At 43.8% G+C, this 23,165-nt stretch carries 21 protein-coding genes; 12 read left to right on the forward strand and 9 right to left on the reverse strand.

Translation table 11 applies throughout. From position 1 onward, the window contains the following. Positions 1-8 precede the first annotated feature (8 nt). The 4 genes from MP3633_RS18420 to MP3633_RS18435 all read right to left on the reverse strand — a co-directional run bounded on the left by MP3633_RS18420 (position 9) and on the right by MP3633_RS18435 (position 3,193). A complete protein-coding gene (locus MP3633_RS18420; protein ID WP_176336603.1) occupies positions 9-317 on the reverse strand; it encodes a hypothetical protein in 309 nt (102 codons plus the stop codon). A gap of 235 nt (positions 318-552) precedes the next feature. Then, positions 553-1,842 carry a type II toxin-antitoxin system HipA family toxin gene (locus MP3633_RS18425; RefSeq protein WP_176336604.1) on the reverse strand — a complete coding sequence of 430 codons (1,290 nt, stop codon included), beginning with the start codon at positions 1,840-1,842 and terminating at the stop codon, positions 553-555. Continuing rightward, positions 1,832-2,125, reverse strand: a complete 294-nt coding sequence (locus MP3633_RS18430) for a helix-turn-helix domain-containing protein (protein WP_176336605.1) — start codon at positions 2,123-2,125, stop codon at positions 1,832-1,834. Before MP3633_RS18430 ends, MP3633_RS18425 begins: the two co-directional genes overlap by 11 nt. 108 nt (positions 2,126-2,233) lie before the next feature. Then, positions 2,234-3,193 carry a LysR family transcriptional regulator gene (locus tag MP3633_RS18435; protein WP_244959740.1) on the reverse strand — a complete coding sequence of 320 codons (960 nt, stop codon included), beginning with the start codon at positions 3,191-3,193 and terminating at the stop codon, positions 2,234-2,236. 35 nt (positions 3,194-3,228) lie between these two features. Here MP3633_RS18435 and MP3633_RS18440 point away from each other — a divergent pair, with 35 nt between their 5' ends. Further along, positions 3,229-3,546: a DMT family transporter gene (locus MP3633_RS18440; RefSeq protein WP_176336606.1), complete on the forward strand. Its 318-nt coding sequence runs from the start codon at positions 3,229-3,231 to the stop codon at positions 3,544-3,546. Here the strand turns inward: MP3633_RS18440 and MP3633_RS18445 are convergent. Then, positions 3,543-3,812, reverse strand: a complete 270-nt coding sequence (locus tag MP3633_RS18445) for a helix-turn-helix domain-containing protein (protein WP_280526388.1) — start codon at positions 3,810-3,812, stop codon at positions 3,543-3,545. The two genes, MP3633_RS18440 and MP3633_RS18445, sit on opposite strands and share 4 nt — an antisense overlap. Here MP3633_RS18445 and MP3633_RS18450 point away from each other — a divergent pair. From MP3633_RS18450 to MP3633_RS18460, 3 genes are all read left to right on the forward strand, one after another. Beyond that, the gene (locus tag MP3633_RS18450; protein ID WP_217909026.1) at positions 3,738-3,935 is read left to right on the forward strand and encodes a 3-keto-5-aminohexanoate cleavage protein; all 198 of its coding nucleotides are present in this window, start codon (positions 3,738-3,740) and stop codon (positions 3,933-3,935) included. The two genes, MP3633_RS18445 and MP3633_RS18450, sit on opposite strands and share 75 nt — an antisense overlap. Before the next feature lie 363 nt (positions 3,936-4,298). Continuing rightward, on the forward strand, positions 4,299-6,008 hold the full coding sequence (locus MP3633_RS18455; RefSeq protein WP_176336607.1) for a sensor domain-containing diguanylate cyclase: 1,710 nt from the start codon (positions 4,299-4,301) through the stop codon (positions 6,006-6,008). Positions 6,009-6,119: 111 nt separating this feature from the next. Further along, entirely contained in the window at positions 6,120-7,763 is a 1,644-nt protein-coding gene (locus tag MP3633_RS18460; protein ID WP_176336608.1) for a sensor domain-containing diguanylate cyclase, read from the forward strand. A 228-nt stretch (positions 7,764-7,991) separates the two neighbouring features. Here MP3633_RS18460 and MP3633_RS18465 read toward each other — a convergent pair whose 3' ends face one another. Beyond that, positions 7,992-8,798, reverse strand: coding sequence for an AraC family transcriptional regulator (locus MP3633_RS18465; RefSeq protein ID WP_176336609.1), 807 nt, complete (start codon positions 8,796-8,798; stop codon positions 7,992-7,994). Between the two features lie 107 nt (positions 8,799-8,905). Here MP3633_RS18465 and MP3633_RS18470 point away from each other — a divergent pair, with 107 nt between their 5' ends. Next, complete coding sequence (locus tag MP3633_RS18470; RefSeq protein WP_176336610.1) at positions 8,906-10,123, forward strand: MFS transporter; 1,218 nt, start codon at positions 8,906-8,908, stop codon at positions 10,121-10,123. A 117-nt stretch (positions 10,124-10,240) separates the two neighbouring features. Here the strand turns inward: MP3633_RS18470 and MP3633_RS18475 are convergent, their stop codons facing one another. Both MP3633_RS18475 and MP3633_RS18480 read right to left on the reverse strand, forming a co-directional pair. Then, the gene (locus MP3633_RS18475; RefSeq protein WP_176336611.1) at positions 10,241-12,130 is read right to left on the reverse strand and encodes a sensor histidine kinase; all 1,890 of its coding nucleotides are present in this window, start codon (positions 12,128-12,130) and stop codon (positions 10,241-10,243) included. A 4-nt stretch (positions 12,131-12,134) separates the two neighbouring features. Beyond that, positions 12,135-14,336, reverse strand: a complete 2,202-nt coding sequence (locus MP3633_RS18480; protein WP_176336612.1) for an EAL domain-containing protein — start codon at positions 14,334-14,336, stop codon at positions 12,135-12,137. A 315-nt stretch (positions 14,337-14,651) separates the two neighbouring features. Between MP3633_RS18480 and gmk the strand changes: the two genes are divergently transcribed. From gmk to MP3633_RS18500, 4 genes are all read left to right on the forward strand, one after another. Beyond that, complete coding sequence (gene gmk / locus MP3633_RS18485; protein ID WP_112135956.1) at positions 14,652-15,275, forward strand: guanylate kinase; 624 nt, start codon at positions 14,652-14,654, stop codon at positions 15,273-15,275. 57 nt (positions 15,276-15,332) lie between these two features. Further along, entirely contained in the window at positions 15,333-15,557 is a 225-nt protein-coding gene (rpoZ, locus tag MP3633_RS18490; RefSeq protein ID WP_112135958.1) for a DNA-directed RNA polymerase subunit omega, read from the forward strand. Between the two features lie 62 nt (positions 15,558-15,619). After that, positions 15,620-17,737 (forward strand): RelA/SpoT family protein, encoded by a 2,118-nt coding sequence (locus tag MP3633_RS18495; RefSeq protein WP_176336613.1) that lies wholly within the window; start codon positions 15,620-15,622, stop codon positions 17,735-17,737. 53 nt (positions 17,738-17,790) lie between these two features. After that, on the forward strand, positions 17,791-18,177 hold the full coding sequence (locus MP3633_RS18500; RefSeq protein ID WP_176336614.1) for a RidA family protein: 387 nt from the start codon (positions 17,791-17,793) through the stop codon (positions 18,175-18,177). Positions 18,178-18,293: 116 nt separating this feature from the next. Here MP3633_RS18500 and MP3633_RS18505 read toward each other — a convergent pair whose 3' ends face one another. After that, positions 18,294-19,145 carry an NAD-dependent epimerase/dehydratase family protein gene (locus MP3633_RS18505; RefSeq protein ID WP_176336615.1) on the reverse strand — a complete coding sequence of 284 codons (852 nt, stop codon included), beginning with the start codon at positions 19,143-19,145 and terminating at the stop codon, positions 18,294-18,296. Between the two features lie 164 nt (positions 19,146-19,309). Here MP3633_RS18505 and MP3633_RS18510 point away from each other — a divergent pair, with 164 nt between their 5' ends. From MP3633_RS18510 to MP3633_RS18520, 3 genes are all read left to right on the forward strand, one after another. After that, entirely contained in the window at positions 19,310-20,215 is a 906-nt protein-coding gene (locus tag MP3633_RS18510) for a hydrogen peroxide-inducible genes activator (protein WP_176336616.1), read from the forward strand. Between the two features lie 8 nt (positions 20,216-20,223). Then, positions 20,224-22,305, forward strand: coding sequence for an ATP-dependent DNA helicase RecG (recG, locus tag MP3633_RS18515; RefSeq protein ID WP_176336617.1), 2,082 nt, complete (start codon positions 20,224-20,226; stop codon positions 22,303-22,305). A 136-nt stretch (positions 22,306-22,441) separates the two neighbouring features. Continuing rightward, entirely contained in the window at positions 22,442-23,128 is a 687-nt protein-coding gene (locus tag MP3633_RS18520; RefSeq protein ID WP_176336618.1) for a ComEA family DNA-binding protein, read from the forward strand. Positions 23,129-23,165 lie beyond the last annotated feature (37 nt).

The following is a 23,165-nucleotide window of genomic DNA, read 5'->3' on the forward strand; positions in this document are numbered from 1 at the left end:
AAAATTGATCACTGCATCTCACTCACAAACCGAATCATTGAACTTACCTCTTCAGCTTGAAAAAGGTCTGTAAAATCATGATCCGTATAGATTTCTGGGGAAGCGTCATACCCTTCATTAATCGCCTTGCACACCGTATAACGAGGACTATCAGGGTCTTCTCGTTGGGCTTTTTCTTTATGTTCCACCCACAGTTGGTAGTACTGATCGTCCACTCGAAAATAGAATGAGGGACAAGTGTCATTCTCATAGCGGCAACCTTTTAGCGTTACGGGTAGATCGCTTGACTTAAAACCCAACTCAAATCGGCTCATCATTTATCCTTAAAATCATATTAACGGTATATAAAACGGCTTCCCAAGTTCAAGTAATGCAATAGATCCCAAGACTCACTCTGCATCGTGAGAACTCACGTCGTTGCTATCTTGTGTCGTATGTCGATGTCATCGACACATCAAGTTTTCATGTCGAAATTCTTTTACTTTTTCGACATGAAAAATTCAAATCCACATGATATGTCGATTTTTCATGTTTTTTTAAACATATCTAAAATCAGTCCAACAAGCCTTTATTGTCTTGCCAACAGGCATCCAGTTGTTTCTCTATCAGACGCACAGTATCGGCTTTCACACCTAGTGATAAAGCGGTATCACGAAAGCCAGAAAGAGATTCTACGACTTCTTCTATCGCGTGTTGGGCTTGTTTCCAGTTCGCAAAGCTGGCGGTCGTAGCGAGTTTTTGAATGGCTTTTAATGGTGGTTTTTTGCCGTAACCCGCAAATGACGTGGCTTGTTCGCCAAATGGATGAGGGCTAAAAGTAACATCGTAAAAAGGGGCTGGTTGCCAAGTGCCCTTATCGTCTTGTAAGAAGGCCCAGTTTTTACTGTGGTCGTCCTGATTACAGGCAAATAGGTTAAACATGGCACGACGAAATTGCATTTGACCGACCATAGGCGATTTACAAAGGTGTCGACTGAGTTTAATCAAATCTTCGTAATCTAAACTTGGCGTCCGAAAGTCAGAATCTAATAAGCCGCATACACTGTGCATGTGTAATCGACCTAGCGAACCTTGTCTGTTTAACACTCGATCAAAGCGTTTTAAAGCCAGCCAATGGCTAGCGCCAGATTTCGCAGGCGCCTCTATTAGCTTCCACTCTTGAGGTTGAAGTCCTGCGTTTGCAGCCAATGAAAGATAAGCCGCTTCACATACCCCTTCCTCATGACCGAGCGCTAGATTTTTTGAGGTGAACTTTACTAACCAAGCTTCATCATTTTTTTGAGCTTGAGTCCGCCAACGAGTTGGTTGATCTGGACCAAGATACACTTGGGCTTTTGGCCTTGCTCCACCAGAGCTACCAGCAGCAACCAAAGCAGCCAATACCTCTTCGGTTTGTCCGTCAAACAGGCTTTGCGCTTCTAAACCAAGTATCTGAATATCTATATCGCTATCATCGTATTGCTTAAAGTCCGACTCAGGGCTAAAGGAAAGCGCGCCCATCGCAGAATCTCCGACAAAAGTGAGCCTGTCCATTGCCGTAATTTGTGCAGGCAAAATATCATGCTGACGAAATATTCTGTCTTGTAATAGCAGCCCCCAGCCATCGGGTAAGCTGTCGCCAAACACACCATGAACGCCGTGATGGGGCGTTTTTGGCGCCCGTTGTAAATCAGTATTAGCGTTTAGAGTAATAGGCGATACGTTACCAAATTGCTGAATATAATCCGCGTCGTACTGAAAAAAAACGCCTTGTTGGTTTTGCGCTAATCTACCAATATTTACTCTATTTCCTGTTGATAGCGTGCGCTGAACCACCAGTTTTTGAATCGGTTTAAAAGCCATCTTTCAGCACCTCTTCTATGGACGTTGGCATGCTAGGTTGGTTGCTGGTGTTTTGAGTCAGGGCAAAGAGCCGCGATAGATCATCGAGGCTTTGCCAGAGTAGTAATAACTGGCGAAAGGAAATTTGTCCTGTCAGTTCGAACTTTTTAATGGTGGACGCGGGTACACCACTGCGCTCGGCCAACCCATCGCGAGACAGCTTTGCCTGCTCCCGCAGACGACGAAGATGAGCCGCAAACTCGTGCTGTACATCGTTATCATCTAGTAACAGAAAGTGATTCATAGAAATAAGCGTCCAGCTTAATAGATACAATGGTATCTATTATAGATTAATAATGAAATTTTTGGACACTATTGTATCCATAAAATAATTTATTATTTTTTATGTTTTCTATCCCGTCGCCGAAAACGCATTTTTTAATGCTTCAAAAAGCCATTGATGTGCAGGCCCGCGTTTGGCGCCTTTTTTAAACACAAGGTCCACAGGTGCCGACCAAGGTTTGTGGTCAAACGCCACATCAATCTTACAAATATCTCCTTGTTCAACCAGCGGCTGAACCAAAGATGCAGGTAAGTAGGCCCAGCCTATTTGCTGTTTCACCAGTTCTAAAACAGCGTAATTACTGGAACACCACCATGCACTGGGCGTCATGCTAATCAGGGCTTGAGGCTCTTTTTTTAACGATCCACGCACGGCAATTTGTCGAAATGGTACAAGGTCTGATTCAGACAATACTCGCAGCCCCGCTAACGGAAAATCCACATGGCAAACAGCAATGAAATCCACACCGCCCACGTAGCAAAAATCGACTTGTTTGTTCGCTTCCACTTCTGAAAACATCACACCAATGTCAATATTGCCATCGGCAACCACGTGGATGATATCGGGGGAAGCCAGAGACACGAGGTCGAGCTGAACATAGGGAAAAGTAAGCGCAAATAGCTTAAGAGCCGCCGACACATTTGACGCCAATAACGCGTCGTCCACGGCTATGGTTAGCGCACTTTCTTCTTTGCGCAGGATGGATTCGGCGATTTTTTCAAACTCATGGGATTGCGCTAAAAGGGCTTTCGCACTGCGTAGTAAACGCTCTCCCTCTGGGGTTAATGTCGGGCTGCGTGACGATCGATCAAACAGCTCGACGCCCAAATCGACTTCTAGATTGCTTATCCCATGACTAACAGCAGACTGCACTTTGCCAAGCTTTCTTGCGCACGCTGAAAAGGACCCTAGCTCTGCGGATAACACCAGCATTTTGATTTGTTCTAAACTTAACATATGAATAATATCGATAGTTATTAACTTTGAATCATCATAATTATTGATACTATAAAAATCAAACTTGTTCACTCATCCCCCACTATTCGTCGTAAGGAATCATAAAAATGAGCTGGTTATATTTGCTGCTTGCTGGCATGACAGAAATTGGTTGGCCTATTGGATTAAAGATGGCGCAATCTGGAGAATCGAAAGTCACGGGCATTGCCGTCGCGATTTTCTTTATGACGATTAGCGGCATGCTTCTTTGGTTGGCGCAAAAAGAGATTCCGATGGGGACCGCTTACGCTGTTTGGACTGGGATTGGGGCGTCGGGCACTTTTCTGATAGGGATTTGGCTGTATGGCGATCCAACGTCATTAACGCGTTATCTTGGCGTATTGTTCATCATTCTCGGCGTGGTTGTATTGAAATTTGCGCACTAACTTCCCCATCGTTCTACTCGATATTGCCTTGGTGATTTTCCCAACGCCTTTTTAAAAAAGGTAATAAACGCGCTGACAGATTCATAACCAAGCTCTTCTGATATGGTTTGCACTGGTGTGTTAACGGCGAGCTTCTGTAACGCGAGAACGATGTGAAGCTGGCTGCGCCATTGACCAAAAGTCAGTTGAACATGGCGTTTAATCATCCGCGCCAACGTTCGCTCGCTCATGGCAAAATCGTTAGCCCATTGCCCCAGCTCGCGCATTCCTGCGCTGACCAAGTACGAAAGATCCGACGTATTCTTGAAGAGCTTTCCATGGAAATCGCGACGCCAGAAGAAGCTCGCTTCATGCTGGGCCTTAAAGGCAAAGATGCGGTGAATTTTTAGTACTCCGGAATACCAACAATAGTACCGCTTGAGCCGTTCTATCTAGAGGCAGAGTCTTAATACGACTGTGTGATGGCTCAAGTGGTTTATCATTAAGCATCCCATCAAAATACATCACCGTAAAAAAACACCTCAAATAATGAGATAAAACACACCACATTAGATTCTACGGCTTCAATCCCGTTTTATTAAAAGATAATCATTCGTCTCGCCAATGAGTTACCGCGTATCATCGCCACGCTTCACGAAAGCCATTACTACAAAACCAAACAATTAAATCGGCATATTATAAGATTTGATCGGTTAATATCTGTCCCCTATTATTTAACCATCGCATACAAATTTCGTTACGGAAGATGATTCATGACCACCACATACCGCCACTTATTTAGCCGTACATCGCTTATTTTCTGGCTTTGGTTATTGTCCTCCGCCACTTTCGCGACCATTCCAGTGCAAGTCATTGACGGCACAGCCGTAAAGCTTGAACAGTTTCAAATGGGGTACTTTGTTGATCCAACAGAAAAAATGCCTTTTTCTGAAGCTCGACAACAAGTCTTCGAAGTATCATCAAACCGTTTATCGTTAGGCATTAATGCCAATACTGCGTGGGCAAAAATCGAGCTTAAGAATACACGCTCATCCACCGTAAAACTGTACCTTCACGATCCGTATGCGTACCACAATCATATCCTTGAACTTTATGAAGTCGTCGATGGCGATTTAATCCAGACCCGCACTCTGGACATGGATCGTAGAGAAACCCTGCAATGGATGTATCGCGGAAGCGCCGTGTTTGATATCGCATTGCCTCCGAAACAACACAAAACGCTGTATATAAAAAGCGTGTCGTTCTCACACCAATGGTTCACTCTCAATATTTATGATGAAGACCAATCTAAAAGGGCGTTATTAAGTCTATACACAGACATCGCCTTACTCGTTGGCATGTTGCTCGCGCTGATGATTTATAATTTGTTGCTGTTTTTCTCATCACGTTTAAGAGAGCACTTTTTTTATGCCTGTTACCTTGTTTCAGGCGGCTTTTGGATCGCGCTCACTTATGGCTTACTGGCCAACCTATTCGATGTCTACGGGACAATGACATTGAAGTGGCATCTTTCATTAGGCGCCATGCCTATTTTCCTATTATTGTTCATGATTCATATTTTCGAAACGAAGAAGAATTATCCGGTTGAACACTGGGCGCTGTTGTTGAATATTACCTTGTTGGTCGCAAATTCAATCTATGGTTTATTTGATATCGTCACTGCCCTTCACTATGCCAGCACCTTAGCCGCAATCATGATGGTGATCAGTCTTTCTGTCACCCTGTCGATGCTGATACGAAAACACCCCATGGCGCTTTTCTTTTTATTAGGCCACGGCTTATTTGTGTTTTTCAGCACATTGTCCGTACTGTTTTACAAAGGCATTATCGAGTTCAACTACATTAACAGTCACGGCGTTGGCATTGGCATCATGGTTGAGGCGCTGGTGTTATCGCTCATTATTGCCTATCGTATTCGTTTGCTAGAAAACTTAAAAATAGCGCAAGTCGAGCTCAAATTATTGGCTTCCACAGACTCGCTAACACAGCTGTTTAACCGTCGCTATTTCAGCAACGAAGCGAATGCCATTCTGGAAAAAAACAAACGCGCCAAAGAAGCGATCACAGTAGCGGTGCTTGATATTGATTTTTTCAAAAAAATTAATGATACCTACGGACACGGGTTAGGCGACAAAGTCATCATACGCGTTGCCGATGCACTAAGAGCTCAGTGCCGTCGCCAAGATCTTTTTGCACGTTATGGCGGAGAAGAATTTGTCATTTTAATGCCGAATACTTACCTCAACGAAGCCTATACTTTGGCTGAGCGTATCCGCCAAGAGCTTGAAAACGTTGTGATTCCAATTGACCAACAGCAATCCGTCAGCTTTACTGTCAGTATAGGCATTGCCGAGGTAGACGCAGAGACACCAGATCTTCAAGCCGCCATTAACCGAGCCGACAAAGCCCTTTATAAAGCAAAAAATAATGGCCGGAATCAGTCTCAGCGATTTTCACTCTAACGTTCACTGCGTATTCTGCTCATGTATTGAGCCTTGGTGTATGGCCATAGAACACCCAGTAAAGAATGACTAAAGCCATGGGTATTAGCCTTACATTTTTTGAGAAGTAATATGTTAAAGACAATAAAGACCAAGATTATCACGACATACTCTTTGGTTATGATCGCGTTCACGTCCACCCTGTTATTGACCACATTTCTCACTGAGCGCAACCGCGTACTGGATTTGGAATTAGAAAAATCCATCGAAATATCCAGAATGCACGCCGAAGTACTAGGCAACGAATTCAGTCGCTATATCACCATGTTGCAAATGGTGAGCTACAATCCTGAAATACAACTCAGGAATAAAGACAGCATCGAATTTCAATTAAAGAAACTACTCGAAGTAGGTGATGGCGACTTCGTCAATACTATTTATATCGATAAAAACCTAATACTGACGGACGCAAAAGGAAACACTAATAAAGTCACTCACCCCGCGTTTAAAAAAGGCAATGACTGGGCTGGAAAAGACTTCAACATCAGTATGCCGCTCTTTAGTCGATTCGAAAAAATGCCTGTTATTATCGTTGCGGTTCCTATTTTAAACACCTTGAAAGAATGGATGGGCACCATTGCCGTTGCGGTTCCTCTCAGTACGATTAATAAGAAACTGTCTTTTATGAAGTTAACAAAAGGCAGCTACGCTTGGTTAGCTGATGCAAATGGCATGATAGTCTCTCACCCAGATGAAAGCTTTATAATGAAGGTGCAACTGTCCACCACCAACAGCGATACTTTCCCAGGTTTTGGCGACATCGTCCGAAAAACACAGTTAGAAGACCATGGTTATGGCCATTATTTAGACACCAGAATCAACGAATCCAAAGTGGTTACCTTCGCCAAAATAAGCAACTTGCCCGGTTGGAATCTTTTTGTCACCACTCAAGAATCTGAAATTTTTCATGAAATTTACGAAATATTATACAATGTCATCATTACATCATTTGTGTTAATGATAATTTTTCTATTGCTCATCAATAGGTTATCGAAAAAATTAATTCGTCCACTGATCCAACTTTCTAAAGACGTCAAAGCATCGGTAAATAATAAACACCACCACTTTAACGTCATTCAATCCGACGATGAAATTGGCCAGTTGTCTAAAGCGTTTGATGATGCCTTCAAAAAAATACACTCTCATACCGCGTATTTAGAAGAGGTCGTCGGTCGTCGAACACAAGAAATCCACGCAAAAAATGTGATTCTGAAAAGCCAAAACAATGCGCTGGAAAACATTGCCTCAATAGACCCTCTCACTCAACTGTACAACCGTCGTGCGTTTAACGCCCTGATTGAAAAGAATATTTTAGCCGACAACCAAGGTGCACTTTCGCCCACTCTGATTGTGCTAGACATTGACCATTTCAAAAAAATAAACGACCTATTTGGACACGATGTTGGCGACGATATTTTGTGCCGTACCGCTCAAGAGTTATCGAATAATGATGATGAAAACATCATTTGTCGTTGGGGGGGTGAGGAATTTGTCATACTAATTCCCAACACCACACCAGATATGGTTTCAACATACTTGGACGCGTTGCGGACTAAAATATCGCAAGCAAACTTTGCCCCCGTTGAAGCATTAACGTTTAGTGCAGGCGTTGCAACAAGAGCGCCAGATGAGCCCTTTAAAGCGTGGTTTCAAAGGGCGGATAAAGCCATGTATGAAGCGAAAGCGTCAGGGAGAAATAACGTTATTTGGGGTTAAGGGATAACTTAATCATATGTTCCGTTTCATGTTGAAAGAACTTTAAAAGTCACAGATATACAGGTGCTGATCAAATAGCACATGGATCGTACATATCGCCTTACTCAATAAACCGCTGAATCAAAGACTCAGGTAAATAGATCTAATTTATCCGCGGCTTCACCAATGCCCAAACAGCATAATTACTAGAGCACTGCCACGCACTCACGTTGTATTGAAATTTGCACACTAACTTCCCCATCGTTCGACTCGATATTGCCTTGGTGATTTTCCCAACGCCTTTTTAAAAAAGGTAATAAACGCGCTGACAGATTCATAACCAAGCTCTTCTGATATGGTTTGCACTGGTGTATTAACGGCGAGCTTCTGTAACGCGAGAACGATGTGAAGCTGGCTGCGCCATTGGCCAAAAGTGAGTTGAACATGGCGTTTAATCATCCGCGCCAACGTTCGTTCGCTCATGGCAAAATCGTTAGCCCATTGCCCCAACGTGCGCTTTTCACTGGGGTTGGCCAGCAAGGCTAAAGCAAGACGATTAAGTATTGGCTCATCAGGAATAGGAAAATCAAACGCTTCGCGCTCTTGTTCAACCAATTGATCGAGTAAAACCGTGACCAGTCTATCCGTCGCAGAGCCTGCTTCGTAGTCTGGTTCTTGGGTGGCCAATGACGTGGTCAGTTCTCTTAATAACGACGTGACCGTTAGGGTACAGGCCTTATCAGGCATAGAAAGATCGGTTGAATCCACAAACAGCATACAAACATCCGCACAGGGTGAAATCTGATTTCGATGTATCACCATACTAGGAATCCAAACGGCGCAACGTGGTGGAACCAGCCACATTTTATCGTCAATAAAGCTGGTCACAACCCCCGTCAATGGCATGACAAGCTGGCCTTTTTGATGACGGTGCCACGGAGTTTCTTCAATATGCGGAGCCGCTTTTGAGCGTAATACCAAGACTCGCTGAGGGTACTCGTCTGCAAAATTTAGATCTGTTACAAGACGCGATGATTCATTGTCTGTATTTAGCAATTTTTTGTCCAAGTGTCTTAATTAAGTTAAGAGACTAACACCTATAATACGCACCCAACAACCACACGTTACGGGTTGTATTTACCCAATACCTTGATGGAACAGAGATGAAACGTTTACAGCGCTTAGCGCAACACGATGCTGCGTATTTATTATTATTTATTTTTTTAGTGGCGTTAAATTTGCGAGGGCCGGTGACAGGACTCCCGCCATTATTGGATCGGATTAGCCAAGATTTACAACTCAGCAGTACTCAATTGGGGTTGATGACCAGCTTACCATTATTAGCATTCGCTCTGTTCGCTCCTGTCACTTCTTGGCTCACACGGTATTTTCAGATTGAACGCCTTCTTGCCTCGGGTGTCGGCCTAATTGCCATTGGCATGATTATTCGTTCTTTTGGCTCAATCAACACCTTGTATTTGGGCGCCGTGTTTATTGGTGCCGGGATTGCCATTGGTAATGTGTTACTGCCCAGTTTATTAAAGCGTGAGTTCCCGAATCACATTGTTCAGCTTACGGCGATTTATGTATTAATGATGAGCATCGGCGGTTTTTTGATGTCGAGTTTCGCCGTACCATTAAGCCTATTCGCAGAGCAAAACCCCATCGTACTGCCGATGGCATCATCAAGTATGAGTGGCTGGTCATTTGCGCTAATTTGCCAAATGGCGCTGATTCTCTTGCCTTTGATCGCGTGGTTTTGTTTTAAAATCACTCAACATCAAATACCACAAACAGGCACAGTCGAGATCACTCAAAAGGTTTGGCGCTCTGTCACGGCTTGGCAAGTGGCTGGGTTTCTCGCGTTCAATTCGCTGATTAACTACATCGTGGTGGCTTGGGTGCCGTCTATTTTAATAAACAATGGCTACACAGATTCAACCGCTGGACTGTATCAGGGGTATTTGCAACTCGCGGGGGCGTTGCCCTCGTTGATTCTAGCGCCTTTTCTCAGTCGTTTAGGAAGCCATAGACGGCTCTGTTTATCTGCGACGAGCTTAACTTGCTTGAGTGTTTTTGGTTTTTTGTTTCTACCCAACTGGTCTGGTCTTTGGTCCGTTTGTTTCGGCTTCGGTACCAGCATGGGCTTTATCTTAGGATTGTCTTTCGTTGGTTTAAGAACAAACAGCCCAAAGCAAGCGGCGGCATTATCCGGTATGGCGCAGCTCATTGGCTATACACTTGCGGCCGTCGGGCCGGTACTGATCGGTGCGCTTTATGATTGGCAGAGATCTTGGCAAGCGCCTTTGTATGTCATTCTTGTGATTTGTGTTATCTGGATGATGCTGGGGTGGATGGCCAGCCCTAAGCCAAAAAGCTAACGTTTTATGTTGGCGTCGTAACGTGCGGTTCGTAAAGGGAATATGAGAACACCAAATAACGTCGCGACAACACAACCCATACACTAAAGAATGCGACCCACTGACCTAAAAGACGAATTAGGTTGCGACGTCTTCAAGGCTCAGCTTTAAAGGAATGGTGAAGACAAATTTAGTACCAACCCCCACCTCAGAAGTGACGTCAATGCGTCCTTTCATCAGTTGATAGACCCATTGGTTCACTAGGTGCAACCCTAAACCTGTGTGGTTATTTTGACGGCCAGTGGTGATGAATGGTTCAAAAACACTGTCTAAAACATCTGGCGATATTCCATTGCCACTGTCTTCAAAAGAGAATATTAAACTCTCCTTTTCTTTTGAGGCCATAATCGATATCTGACCCTTTGCTGAGCGCTGAAAAGCATATTCAAAGGCATTATCAAAAAGGTTTTGTATAATCTGAGACATCGCGCCAGGATACCCTATCATTTCAATGTCATCTGGGCATTCGATTACAAGGCTAATCCCTACACGGTTTTTAAAGGTGGATTTATAGGTTAATACAATATCGTTTAACACATTATGAAAAAAGAAAAGTTGTGCATCTTGCGCCGTTCTATCCGAAACAATTCGCTTAAAACTAGAAACAATATCGAGCGCTCGAGTGAGGTTCTTGTCCGCTATAAGAAGAGATTCATTCATTTTATCTAGACCATCAGAAGGTGATCGGCCGATTTCTTTGTCTAGCCAGACCTTACAAGACGACATCGCCATTCTGACGCCTCCAAGCGGCGTATGCATTTCATGGGCTAAGCCTGCGACCATTAACCCCAATGAAGACAGCTTACTGGTCTCTACCAGCTCATCCTGTAGATCTACCAACCGTTTATTTGTTAGATTGAGCTTTCGATTAGCATGTTCCGCTTGAGCCTTTTCTTCTTGGAGTAATGTTAATAATCGATAGGTCTCAAATTGTGCGGTAATTTTTCGCCAAACAAGCCAAGCAATAGCGATAAAGCTAAACCCTGCAACTCCAATAATAACGAGGAGTAACCTCCCCCGCCACATGGAAAACGCCTCAGAATGAGAGCGAGCAACAAAATACAAAGAGGAAACCTGTTCGCTTTGAGTGCCTATTACATCATCATCAATGTTCTGTTTAAGAAAGCTCCATAAGCGGCCATTATTAAAAACCCTTTCTAATCCATCGGTCGCATTCATTGATTGCCAAATAATAGGCAAGTGCGTTTTTATATTAAGCCGAGAGTCATTAGAGTGAAGTAACGCCCCCCATTCAAGGCTGCTGTCTGCTGCTAATACCCACTGACCAGTTGTATCCACTATTTCTAAAGACACCTCTTCAGTACTAAATGTGCGAATCAGTTCAAACAACTTACTCAAGTCGTAATTAACCACCAAAAAACCTGACTGATCACCGGTGATTTTTACGACACCACGCACCGTTGGCTGAAAAGGACGAACTATTTCTTTATTCTCTATATTCAAATCCAGAGATGAGATATACACATCATTTTCTGTACCGCGGGGGGCATTTTTAATATAATTTCGATCGGATTTATCTTGTAGTTGAGAGTTTTCAACACGAGTAATTACGCCTGCTTGAGAGTTGATTCTAATCCGCTCTCGGCCATTCGGCATGATCCAGCGCACTTGTGAAATCAAACTAGACGTTTGAGCGAATTGACTAAATTCATCGACAACCAGATCCTCCCAATCAGCCGAGAAAGCGGTGTGATCTTTCGAAGTCAATCGCGCATTAACGCTGTTTCTCAACAACAAGGTAACACGCTTGATGTGCCCCATTTCACGACTAAAAACATTCGCGCTACGGGACAAAACTTCCGATTCATTCCACGCCAACTGACTGGTTTTATTGTCTAAAAATAATCGATACCCTCCCCAGCTAAGCAACAATATAAAAATCATAATACCGGATAGACACACCAGCAATAATGGTTTTTCCCGTGAGAAACATCCACCAAAAGTCATAGGGTTACAGGCCTGATTGAATCCAGTTTATCGTATCGTCTAATGACATCGGCTTGGCAAATAAATAGCCTTGTCCATCGCCACAGCCCAAAGCAAGAAGGTGCTCTTTTTGCTGATCTGTCTCAATTCCTTCAGCAATAACATTCAACCCTAGAGAATTTCCCAGCTCTATGATCATTTTCAAGATTTGCCAATCTTTTTCAGATTCCTCCATTCTCCACACAAAACTATGGTCAATTTTAATCGTTGAAACCGACAAGGTAGATAAATAGGCCAAGGAAGAATAACCCGTGCCAAAGTCATCAATATTGACCCGCACACCTAACGTCTTTAAAACAGACAAGTGTTTGTTAATGGTGCCTTTCTCTTTTATGAATTGAGACTCGGTAATTTCCAGTTCTATCATTTCATTAGGGACATCTTCTTCTTCAAGCAAGGCTTTAAAACGATCGAAGTAATTGGGACGGATGATTTCATTACCAGCGACATTGACAGAAATAGGCACATGAATCCCCATGCTTTTAAGCGTATTAATGGCTTTACAAGACTGCTGTAGCATTTGTTGATCCAATTTATCAATAAGGCCACTGTTCTCAGCCAAGACGATAAATTGATCTGGTGGGATAGAACTTCCGTTTTTATGAGTCCACCGAGCCAGTGCTTCAAACCCAATCAGTGTGTTGTCTTTTAAACTTACCTTAGGCTGAAAATAGGCAACGATGTCGTTATTTAAGATCGCTTCGCGCAAATCTTTTAATAATTCATAGCGGCCAAACATGGCGGTGGCGAGTGTTTCAGAAAAGGCCAAATAAGAAACGCCCTCATATTTGGCTCTTTCTAACGTACTTTTTCCGACACTGACTAATTGCTCGGCTTTATAGGTAGGAAAGTCTGAAAACTTCACCAAGCTAATGGTCAAGTCGAGAGAGTGCGTGGAGCTCTCTACTTCAATGCTGGTATGAATAATAGATTCGAGTGACGATTCGCAGTAATCCTGATCGTCATACACAATCAGCACTAAAGTGTCTCGCTCTAGTAAAGCAATATCAACCGATTTATCAAAGAAATGACTTAAGTGATCATACAAAGACAACGTAAGCTGGTCGCAATACTTAGACCCTAGAACCGATTCGATATAGGCCAAATCTTCGACATATAACATTAATAAGGTGGCTTTTTCCCGTTCCCAAGAGAACATGTCACGTATTTCTCTTACCAACCAGTTTTTATTGTGAATGCCTAAAGCGGGGTCAATATAAGCCAACTCAGTTAATTTACTGTGTAGTGCGACATTACGAAAACCGGCACTAATATTTTCACAAAAAACTTGAAGTAAGTTAATTTCATTTGTGGCGAGTCTACGGTCCAACTTCACCACGATCATATATTCTCGACCGTCTAATTCTTTGTTCGAAAAATACAACACAGAGAAGCCATCCAAAAAAACATGACTCTTCTTTGTATTCGCTTGTTCAATCGCTTCTTTTAAAACAGTTTCTTGAATTACGGATAAAATATATCGATGTATATGAGATGCAAATTCGCCACTGGCAGCAACAATTAACGCTTTTTCTAGCGGCTCCTCTTCAGGGTGAAAAAAGCACACTATCCCGCCTTGATTCATTTTCAATAGCAGACTAATTTCATCCAAAATAGAATGCGTATATTCTAAAATATCACTCTTTGAGGCAATGCGTTGACTCGCTGCAAGCAACAACTGCATTCCGTGACGAGCTTCCTTCATGTCCGAAAGGTGCTCCCACGTGCGTAGGTTACTCAACACTATCGTTTGCAAATGCGCTTGGGTAAGGTCCGATTTACACCAATAATCGTCAATATCATATTGTCCGATGAGATCATCCACTGGCGCCATACCTGGCTGCCCTGTCAACAAAACAATGCGCACTAGGTCATTTCCAATGACGTCACGAATAGTACGAATTAAGCGTAAGCCAGCTTTATCCGTTTCCATCACCACATCAAGAAAGATTACCGAGATGTCTGGGTTCGCCGCAATCACGGTCGCCGCCTCGCTGGCGGACGATGCGGTAAGAAACTCTACCTGCTTATCATCATAATTAAGCGCACTTAAACCGTTCATTAACGCCGCTTGATAATCAGGATCATCCTCTACCGATAAGACTTTACAGTATTTTTTGGAGTTGAACGTTGATTGGTATTGCTTTGTATCAGAGGATAAATCCATTGCATTTTCCATCCTTGTCTTTCGTGGTTTTATCTATTAAATAGTTCTTGAAGCTTAGCGCTTTATATAAAAACTGCCTCATAGGGCAATAACAAATTTTGTAACGAAATATTATTAATTGCCTTCATTATCAACCCTTGGCAGGTTAGCGCGTAAGTTTGTTCGTTTACACATCAAGTTTCACTGTTAAGAAATACCAAGTTTTTACTATTTTTTCGAGAATGTTAACGATACTAGACACAAATATTCAGATGATTTGTTTGTGATATAGTAGAACGTTGAAAAAGACACTGGCAGGCGGATTAAAAGAACCTCATGGACAAACATAAAGGCAATTTATTCATCTTATCAGCTCCTTCTGGAGCAGGTAAATCGACCTTGTACAAGGCGCTACTGAACCAAGACGATAAGGTGCGCATTTCGATTTCTCATACAACGCGTGCGCCAAGAACCGGCGAAGAGCATGGTCGAGAATACTATTTTATCGACGATGAATCCTTCCTAGATATGATTGCGGAAGACGCCTTTTTCGAGCACGCTCAGGTCTTTGATAATTATTACGGCACGTCGAAAGAATCTATTTTTGGCATGTTAGAACAAGGCTTAGATGTCATTTTAGAAATAGACTGGCAAGGCGCACGCCAAATCCGTCAATTTTACCCTGAGGCCATCGGAATATTCATCTTACCGCCGTCATTACCAGCCTTAGAAGAACGACTAAGAAGTCGAGCAACCGACACCGACGATGTCATTCAGCGCCGCATGGCGAAAGCCGTAAATGAAATGTCTCACTACCACGAATACGACTTTGTCATCGTAAATGATGATTTTGATGCGGCACTTTCTCAAATGGCGGCCATATTTATGGCAATGAGAGCAAAAACACCCGTTATGCAAGAAAAAAGTGGCAATCTTATAAATGATCTCTTGTCATTATGAGAAGCCGTTAAGTAGAATTACCCTTGGATAAATAGATAACCGAACACAGAGGTCAAAATGGCTCGAGTTACCGTAGAAGATTGTTTAGAAAACGTTGATAACCGCTTCGAATTAGTGATGGTGTCATCAAAACGCGCACGCCAACTAGCAACTGGTGGTGAAGAAGCGAAAGTGCCTGCTGAAGGGGACAAAGTAACCGTTATTGCACTACGTGAAATAGCAGCGAACTTGATCAACGCAGGCAATGTTGATCTGCAAAAACGCCCAATTCACGAGTTTTAATCTCAATGGTGTCGCTCATAGCACAACTGTCGCACTTCCTTTTTACCTTTGTGAGGTGAGCGATGTATACCGTTGAAGATTTAGCACTGACCTTGAGTCAATATTTACCTTACGATCAAGTCGCTAAGGTAAAACGCGCCTATTATTATGCCGAACAAGCCCACGATGGGCAGCGGCGTAAAAGTGGCGAGCCCTATGTCACCCATCCTCTCGCTGTCGCTGAAATTCTGTCTGAACTTCGGATGGATTGTGATGGATTGACGGCGGCACTTCTGCACGACGTAATCGAAGACACTGGCATCAGCCGTGAGGCACTTACCGAACAATTTGGGGAAGGCGTCGCAAGTCTTGTTGATGGCGTCAGTAAGCTGACGCATCTTGAATTCAATAGCCAAGTCGAAAAGCAAGCCCACAATTTCCAAAAAATGGCCATGGCCATGGCCGATGACATTCGCGTCATCTTGGTAAAGTTGGCAGATCGATTGCACAACATGCGCACATTAGATGCCATGCCAGCCCATAAAAAGCGCCGTATTGCCCGCGAAACCTTAGATATTTATGCTCCCATCGCAAATCGTCTGGGCATGTACAAGGTTCGGGTTGATTTAGAATCTCTCGCTTTTCAAGCTTATTACCCAATGCGCGCTCGAATGCTACAACGGGCTATCCATAAAAAATATGGCCAGCAACGCATTAAAGACACCCAAAAACTGGAAGACACGATTCGATCTGAACTGGCCGCCGACTATATCGAAGCCAGTATCAGTGTTCGAGAAAAACACATTTATAGTATTTATCAGAAGATGGACAAGAAGCGTCGTTCTTTAGATGAAATTATGGACGTCATGGGCGTACGTATTGTCACCGACCGTCACGACAGCTGTTATCGAATCCTCGGGGTTATTCACGCCCTCTTCAAACCCATTGAAGGTCGCTTCAAAGATTACATCGCCGTACCAAAATCCAACGGTTACCAATCACTTCATACTACGGTATTAGGCTCCAACGGCATCCCAATGGAAGTCCAAATACGCACAGAAGAAATGGACTTGGTTGCCAACAATGGCATTGCAGCTCACTGGGCTTATAAAATTGGTGGTTCTTCCAACACACCAAGCAACCATGATCGCGCCACAAAATGGGTGAAAAGCTTATTAGAAATTCAACAAAAAGCACGTAACCCTATTGAATTTGTTGATAACGTGAAAAGTGATTTATTTCCTGATGAAGTGTATGTATTCACACCAAACGGCCAAATCATCGAGCTGCCTTCTGGTGCAACGCCTGTTGATTTTGCCTACGGTGTTCACACGGAAATTGGCAATACCTGTATTTCTTGTCGCATTAACCGCCGACTTGCACCGTTAAGTACGCAATTAGAAAGCGGTCAGACCGTCGAGATCATTACTGCGAAGAATGCTCAACCGAACGTTGCTTGGTTGAGTTTTGCCATTACGGGTAAAGCACGCACTAATATCCGCCATTATTTAAAAGACAAACAACGCGAAAATGCCATTTCTATAGGTCATCGTCTGTTAACACGCTCTTTAAACGCGTTTAAAACCAACATTGATGAGTTGACCACTGCACAAATTACACAAGTATTAGAAAACCACCAACTCGCTGCAATGGACGATCTATTAGAGTCGATAGGCAAAGGTCGCTATGTTGGTTACCTAGTGGCCAGAGAACTGTTTCCAAACATTGATGAAGATACCTTAGTGACACCCAAGTCCTTCAAGGTCAATGGCTCTGAAGGCATGCTGATTTCCTATGCCAAATGCTGTGCTCCCATACCTGGCGACCCGATTGTTGGCTATGTTCAGGTGGATAAAGGCATCGTCATTCATCACCTTAATTGCCCTAACGTTCAAGATCATCTGTCCAATCCTGAGCGATTTATTCATATGGCATGGGGTAAAGACATTGAAGAAGAGCTACACATTAGCCTCATCGTCACTTACATCAACGAGCGCGGCGCCGTGGCAAAAATTGCCAGCTCGATCAGTGACACCGATTTCCAAGTATCGAATCTTGATATTATTGAACGAGGTCGAGTCAGTCGCTTACGATTAAGTATCACCATTTCCAGTCGCATTGGTTTGGCCGATGTCATGCGTCGCATAAAAGCGGTTCGCTGTGTGGAAAAAGTATCGCGCGAAACCATTGTAGGGCGCTAACCTGCCTTAATTCACCCTTTTATTTACCACTTTCTCGAAAAAGGATGCTCATTATGTCAAAACAAGTAATTCATACAGAAAACGCACCAGCTGCTATTGGCCCATATTCACAAGCCGTTCGCGCTGGCAATACGGTTTACTTATCCGGCCAAATTCCTTTGGTTCCTGAAACGATGGAAGTCATCAGTGAAGACATCGTTGAGCAAACGACGCAGGTCTTTAAAAACCTACAAGCAGTCTGCGAAGCCGGTGGTGGCTCTTTAGAAAATGTTGTGAAATTCAACATCTTCATGACTGACTTGGGTAACTTCGCCACAGTTAACGAAGTCATGACTCAATTCGTTAAACAGCCTTACCCTGCTCGTGCCGCGATGGGCGTTCGCGCATTGCCAAAAGGCGTTCAAGTAGAAATCGAAGGTATCATGGTGTTGGAAGACTAATCTCTTCAACTCCATAATTTGAGTCAAAAATAAAAAAAGAGGCCGCGGCCTCTTTTTTTATGCTGTGCATCTTGCGCTTAAAACATGTAGTGCTTAGAAAAGAGAAAGAAGCGAGTTTATGGCTTAAATTCAGCTAATAAAGCCTGATAGCCCACGACATAACTTGGATAACGCAGCGTCCAGCCTTGCGAAAGCAGATATTGGCCTTGAATGCGTTTTCCTGACGTTGGTGTAAATTGACCGCTGTCGCTCACCGCTATTTTTGCGCCAAGGCAGGTGGCTAACCAAAGTTTGACTTCCCACATGGAAACCGGTGTCTGGTCGGTCACAATCACCTGTTGAGGCAATGGTTTATCCATCAGTGCCGCGTTCGCCAGTGCCACGTTTGCCAGTAACACGAGAGCCGATACAACGTCGTCTCGATGCACTCGATTGGTCCAGCTGTTCGCTTGCCAATTTTCACCACTCAGTACTTTTTCTAACAATCTAAAGCGTCCGGCACCATAAATGCCAGAACAACGTACCGCCACGCTGGGTAAAACGGCAGCCAGAGCCTGCTCCGTTTCAAGTAAAATATTAGCGGTTGCCGACTCAGGTTGTGCTGGTGTGGTTTCATCTATCCATTCACCTTGGCTTTGTCCGTACACACTGGTGCTGGAAACGAAAAAGACCTTAGGCGGCTTGGGCATGTTTTTGTATCGACGAATCAATACCTGCGCCGTATCAAAGTAAGCAGCGCGATAAGCCGCTTCGTGCCGACCCTTGGGCGTCATGATCAAAAAAATGAGATCCGCGTCTGGCAGCGCCTCATCACTCATAGTCACAAGATCACCGGTTATTCCCTTCACACCATCAGGAAAGTCATGTTTCGTCCGACGTATGCCAGTAATCGTATGGCCTTGTGCCACTAAGTTCGTTGCCAAACCTGAGCCTAAATCACCACAACCCGCGATCAGTATCTTTGCCATTTATCTTCTCCAAATTCTTACGATGAACTAACGTGATCTTCGAGCCTTGATAAAGCGGCCTAAAAAAAGAAATCCTCAGCAATCAAAAAGGAACGAGTATACTTTATCAAATTATGTATTATCATAGTTATTAACAATGAATCAGCCTAGGTAAATGGTGCGATATGACATTAACGGAATTGAAATACATTGTAATGCTGGCAGATGAAAAACATTTTGGCCGTGCTGCAGATCGCTGCTATGTGTCACAGCCAACATTAAGTGTCGCGGTTAAAAAGCTAGAAGAAGAACTCGGCACCGCGATTTTTGAACGCAGTAAAAGTTCTGTTTATATCACACCACTGGGTGAGCAAATTATTACGCAAGCCAAGCGTGTTTTAGATCAAGCAAGCGTGATAAAAGAGCTAGCAAATTCCGGTAAGAATCAATTAAAAGGCCCCCTCAAAGTCGGGGCTATTTTCACTATTGCACCGTATTTGTTTCCCTTTATGATTCCATCTTTAAATAAGATGGCCCCTGGGATGCCATTGATTATTGAAGAAGATCTCACAGAAAACTTACGTCCTAAACTCCGTAACGGCGAACTAGACGCTATTATTGTGGCGCTGCCTTTTCGGGAAACCGATGTGGTGACGCAACCAATTTACGAAGAAGAGTTTGTGGTGCTGATGCCAAAAAATCACCCATGGACCAAGCTTGAAAGTATAAAAACGGACCAACTTTCTACCGACAATCTTTTATTACTAGGCAAAGGTCACTGCTTTAGTGAACAAGTATTGGAGGCTTGCCCTTTGGTTACAGAGAGTGCGTTTGGTGATGGTCGCACCATCGTTAATGGCAGCTCATTAGAAACCATTCGCTACATGGTGGCTTCTGGTTTAGGCGTAACGGTGTTACCAAAATCAGCGGTGACGAATATCAATCACGATCTTCTGGAAGTACGTCCCTTTACGGCACCTGCACCAAAACGCACTGTGGCGTTAGCTTGGCGAGTCAGTTTTCCTCGACCTAAAGCCATTGAAGCCGTTAGCCAATCAATTCGTGACGCGTGTAAGCATCTAAATCTATAGAGACCAGTATGATCGACGGATTAGATACTCAAGATGTTCGTGACCTAAAAGGCGTTGGAGATGCGATGGCTGAAAAGCTGGCTAAGCTCCATTTGAACACAGTACAAGACTTACTGTTTCATTTGCCTATTCGCTATCAAGACAGAACGCGAGTTGTGCCAATAGGCCAACTTCACTTTGGCGACGAAGCCGTCATTGAAGGGCAAGTCACGGGCAGCGAAATAAAGATGGGCAAACGCCGGAGCCTCCTGTGTCGAATCAAAGATCATACCGGCACATTATGTTTGCGGTTTTTCCATTTCTCTGCCGCACAAAAAAAACAATTAGAGCCCGGTAAGCGCGTGCGTTGTTTTGGTGAGATTCGCCGAGGCAGTTCAGGGTTTGAAATATATCACCCTGAGTACAAGGTCATTGGTGACGAGGAAACACAAGAAGAGTCGGCGCAGCTTACGCCAATTTATCCGCTTACCGAAGGGCTGACGCAAACTAAGATCCGTCAACTTTGTGAGCAAGCGTTAGAACGCTTAACGCCTTATAACCTACAAGAGTGGCTGCCTGACGAAATACGTGAGCAGTTCAGCTTACCGCCGCTTTGTGATGCCATTCAATTTCTACATCATCCATCACGAGACGCCGATTTAGAACTGCTAAGATCAGGAAGTCATCCCGCACAATATCGTCTCTCGTTTGAAGAGCTCATGGCACATCAGCTGTCCCTTATCAGCAAGCGAGTGAAGGCAAAGCAAGATGTGGCGATCCAAGTACAGAGCGCCGGTGAATTAAGTCATCGATTCTTGCAGCAGTTGCCTTTTTCGCCAACCAACGCCCAGCAGCGTGTCTTTCAAGAAATTCTTAACGACCTAAAGACTGGCCACCCTATGCTGCGCTTAGTGCAAGGTGACGTAGGCTCAGGCAAAACACTCGTTGCTGCACTAGCTGCTGCCTCTGTGGTACAGGCTGGCTATCAAGTCGCCATTATGGCGCCAACGGAAATTCTTGCCGAGCAACACTACATTAATTTCACTCAGTGGTTTGAGCCTCTTGGTCTTAAAGTCGCATGGATGACGGGTAAGCTTAAAGGCAAGATTCGAGAAAAAGAGCGCGCTGATATTGCTTCTGGCGCGGCTCAAATTGTGGTTGGAACTCATGCCTTGTTTCAAGACTCGGTCGATTTTGATCGCTTAGCACTGGCCATCATCGATGAGCAGCACCGCTTCGGGGTTCACCAGCGTATGGCTTTACGTGAAAAAGGCATGAAGCACGGTTTTCAGCCACACCAATTGATCATGACGGCGACACCCATTCCTCGTACTTTGGCCATGTCCGCTTATGCCGATTTAGATTGCTCAATCATTGATGAACTGCCACCAGGTCGAACCCCCGTCAATACCATTGTCGTATCGGATCATCGCCGGCAAGAAGTCATTGATCGGGTGAAGAGTGGCTGCGAAGAAGGCAAGCAAGCGTATTGGGTTTGTACACTGATTGAAGAGTCTGAAGCGCTGCAATGCCAAGCCGCAGAAGACACCGCTATTTTATTACAAGAACAGCTTGGCAATTTAACCATTGGATTGGTGCATGGTCGACTCAAGTCACAAGAAAAAGCCGACATCATGGCAAAATTTAAGGCCGGTGACATTCAGCTTTTAGTGGCCACAACCGTGATCGAAGTGGGTGTGGATGTGCCAAATTCCAGTTTAATGGTAATTGAAAACCCTGAGAGACTTGGGCTTGCACAGCTTCATCAGCTGCGTGGTCGTGTTGGCCGAGGGCGGGCGGCAAGTCACTGTGTGCTGCTTTATAAAGCGCCTTTAGGACAACAAGGTAAAGAACGTCTTTCTACCATGAGAGAAACCAGCGATGGTTTCAAAATAGCAGAAAAAGACCTTGAGTTACGTGGGCCAGGTGAATTACTTGGCACAAGGCAAACAGGCCTTTGGGAATTTAAAGTAGCGGATTTACAACGCGATAAAAACTTACTTGATGACGTTCAAAAAGCCGCTGCACTTCTGCATAACCGTTATCCAGACCGTATTTCACCGCTGCTTTCTCGATGGTTACCTAACCACGATCAATACTTAAACGTCTAAACACCTCAGTGATGACATATTCATCTAATGAGACATTGTATTTACTTGCAGATGAGCGAAATTTGATCAAGAATTCACTTAGCTTAAAAGAATCTATATTTTCTCTTACTTAATTGATTCGCTAGAAGGAACTGACATGACTATTTTAAATCACGCACCTCAAGGTACGAGCCTAACCCTGCAAAACTGTGGCTATAGGATCGAAAATGATCGTGTCATTATTTCTATTCAGCGTATTGGTAATGAGAGAACCGAAGACAATCTAAGTGGCACTTTACGCCTTCAACTGTGCGCCTTTCTTCAGGACGTCGACAAGCGTTCAGAACAGCTCGTATTAGCGTCCACCACCATTGGTGAAATAAAAGGACAACACTTTCTTACCGATTGTCACTATGACCTATTTTTTCAACTGCCAACTACCGGTACTTGGCAGCTAGCACTGCAACTCAGCGAATGGGACGGAGCAGAATACACGCTGTGCAATTCTGCCTATTTCGACACGCTTTATCAGGTACAAGCCATTCCGGCTAATTTTGAACCGACAATAAATGTTGATGAGAAAGTAAAAGAAAGCGTGACGCCATCCCCAAAAGTACCTACAACGCAGAAAGTTGTAAAAAAAAACGTCATTGGTTACGTCAATGGTTATCGCGCCATCAATAAATCAAAAGTGGAAAAGATTTTAAAGGTGAAAGGTGTGCCGAAAAAATTACTCGATAAATTGGTAGCAGAGCGCCCTTTTCGTTCAGAAAAGGCCGTACTCAATGTCAAAGGAATGGGGCCCGCCATGTTAAACAAAATAATCGCCGAGTTAACAAGCTAATAAATACGTTATTTCGAATCAGCAGCCATTCGTTAAT

Origin of the sequence: Marinomonas primoryensis (genome assembly GCF_013372285.1) — a bacterium.
Classification (GTDB): domain Bacteria; phylum Pseudomonadota; class Gammaproteobacteria; order Pseudomonadales; family Marinomonadaceae; genus Marinomonas; species Marinomonas primoryensis.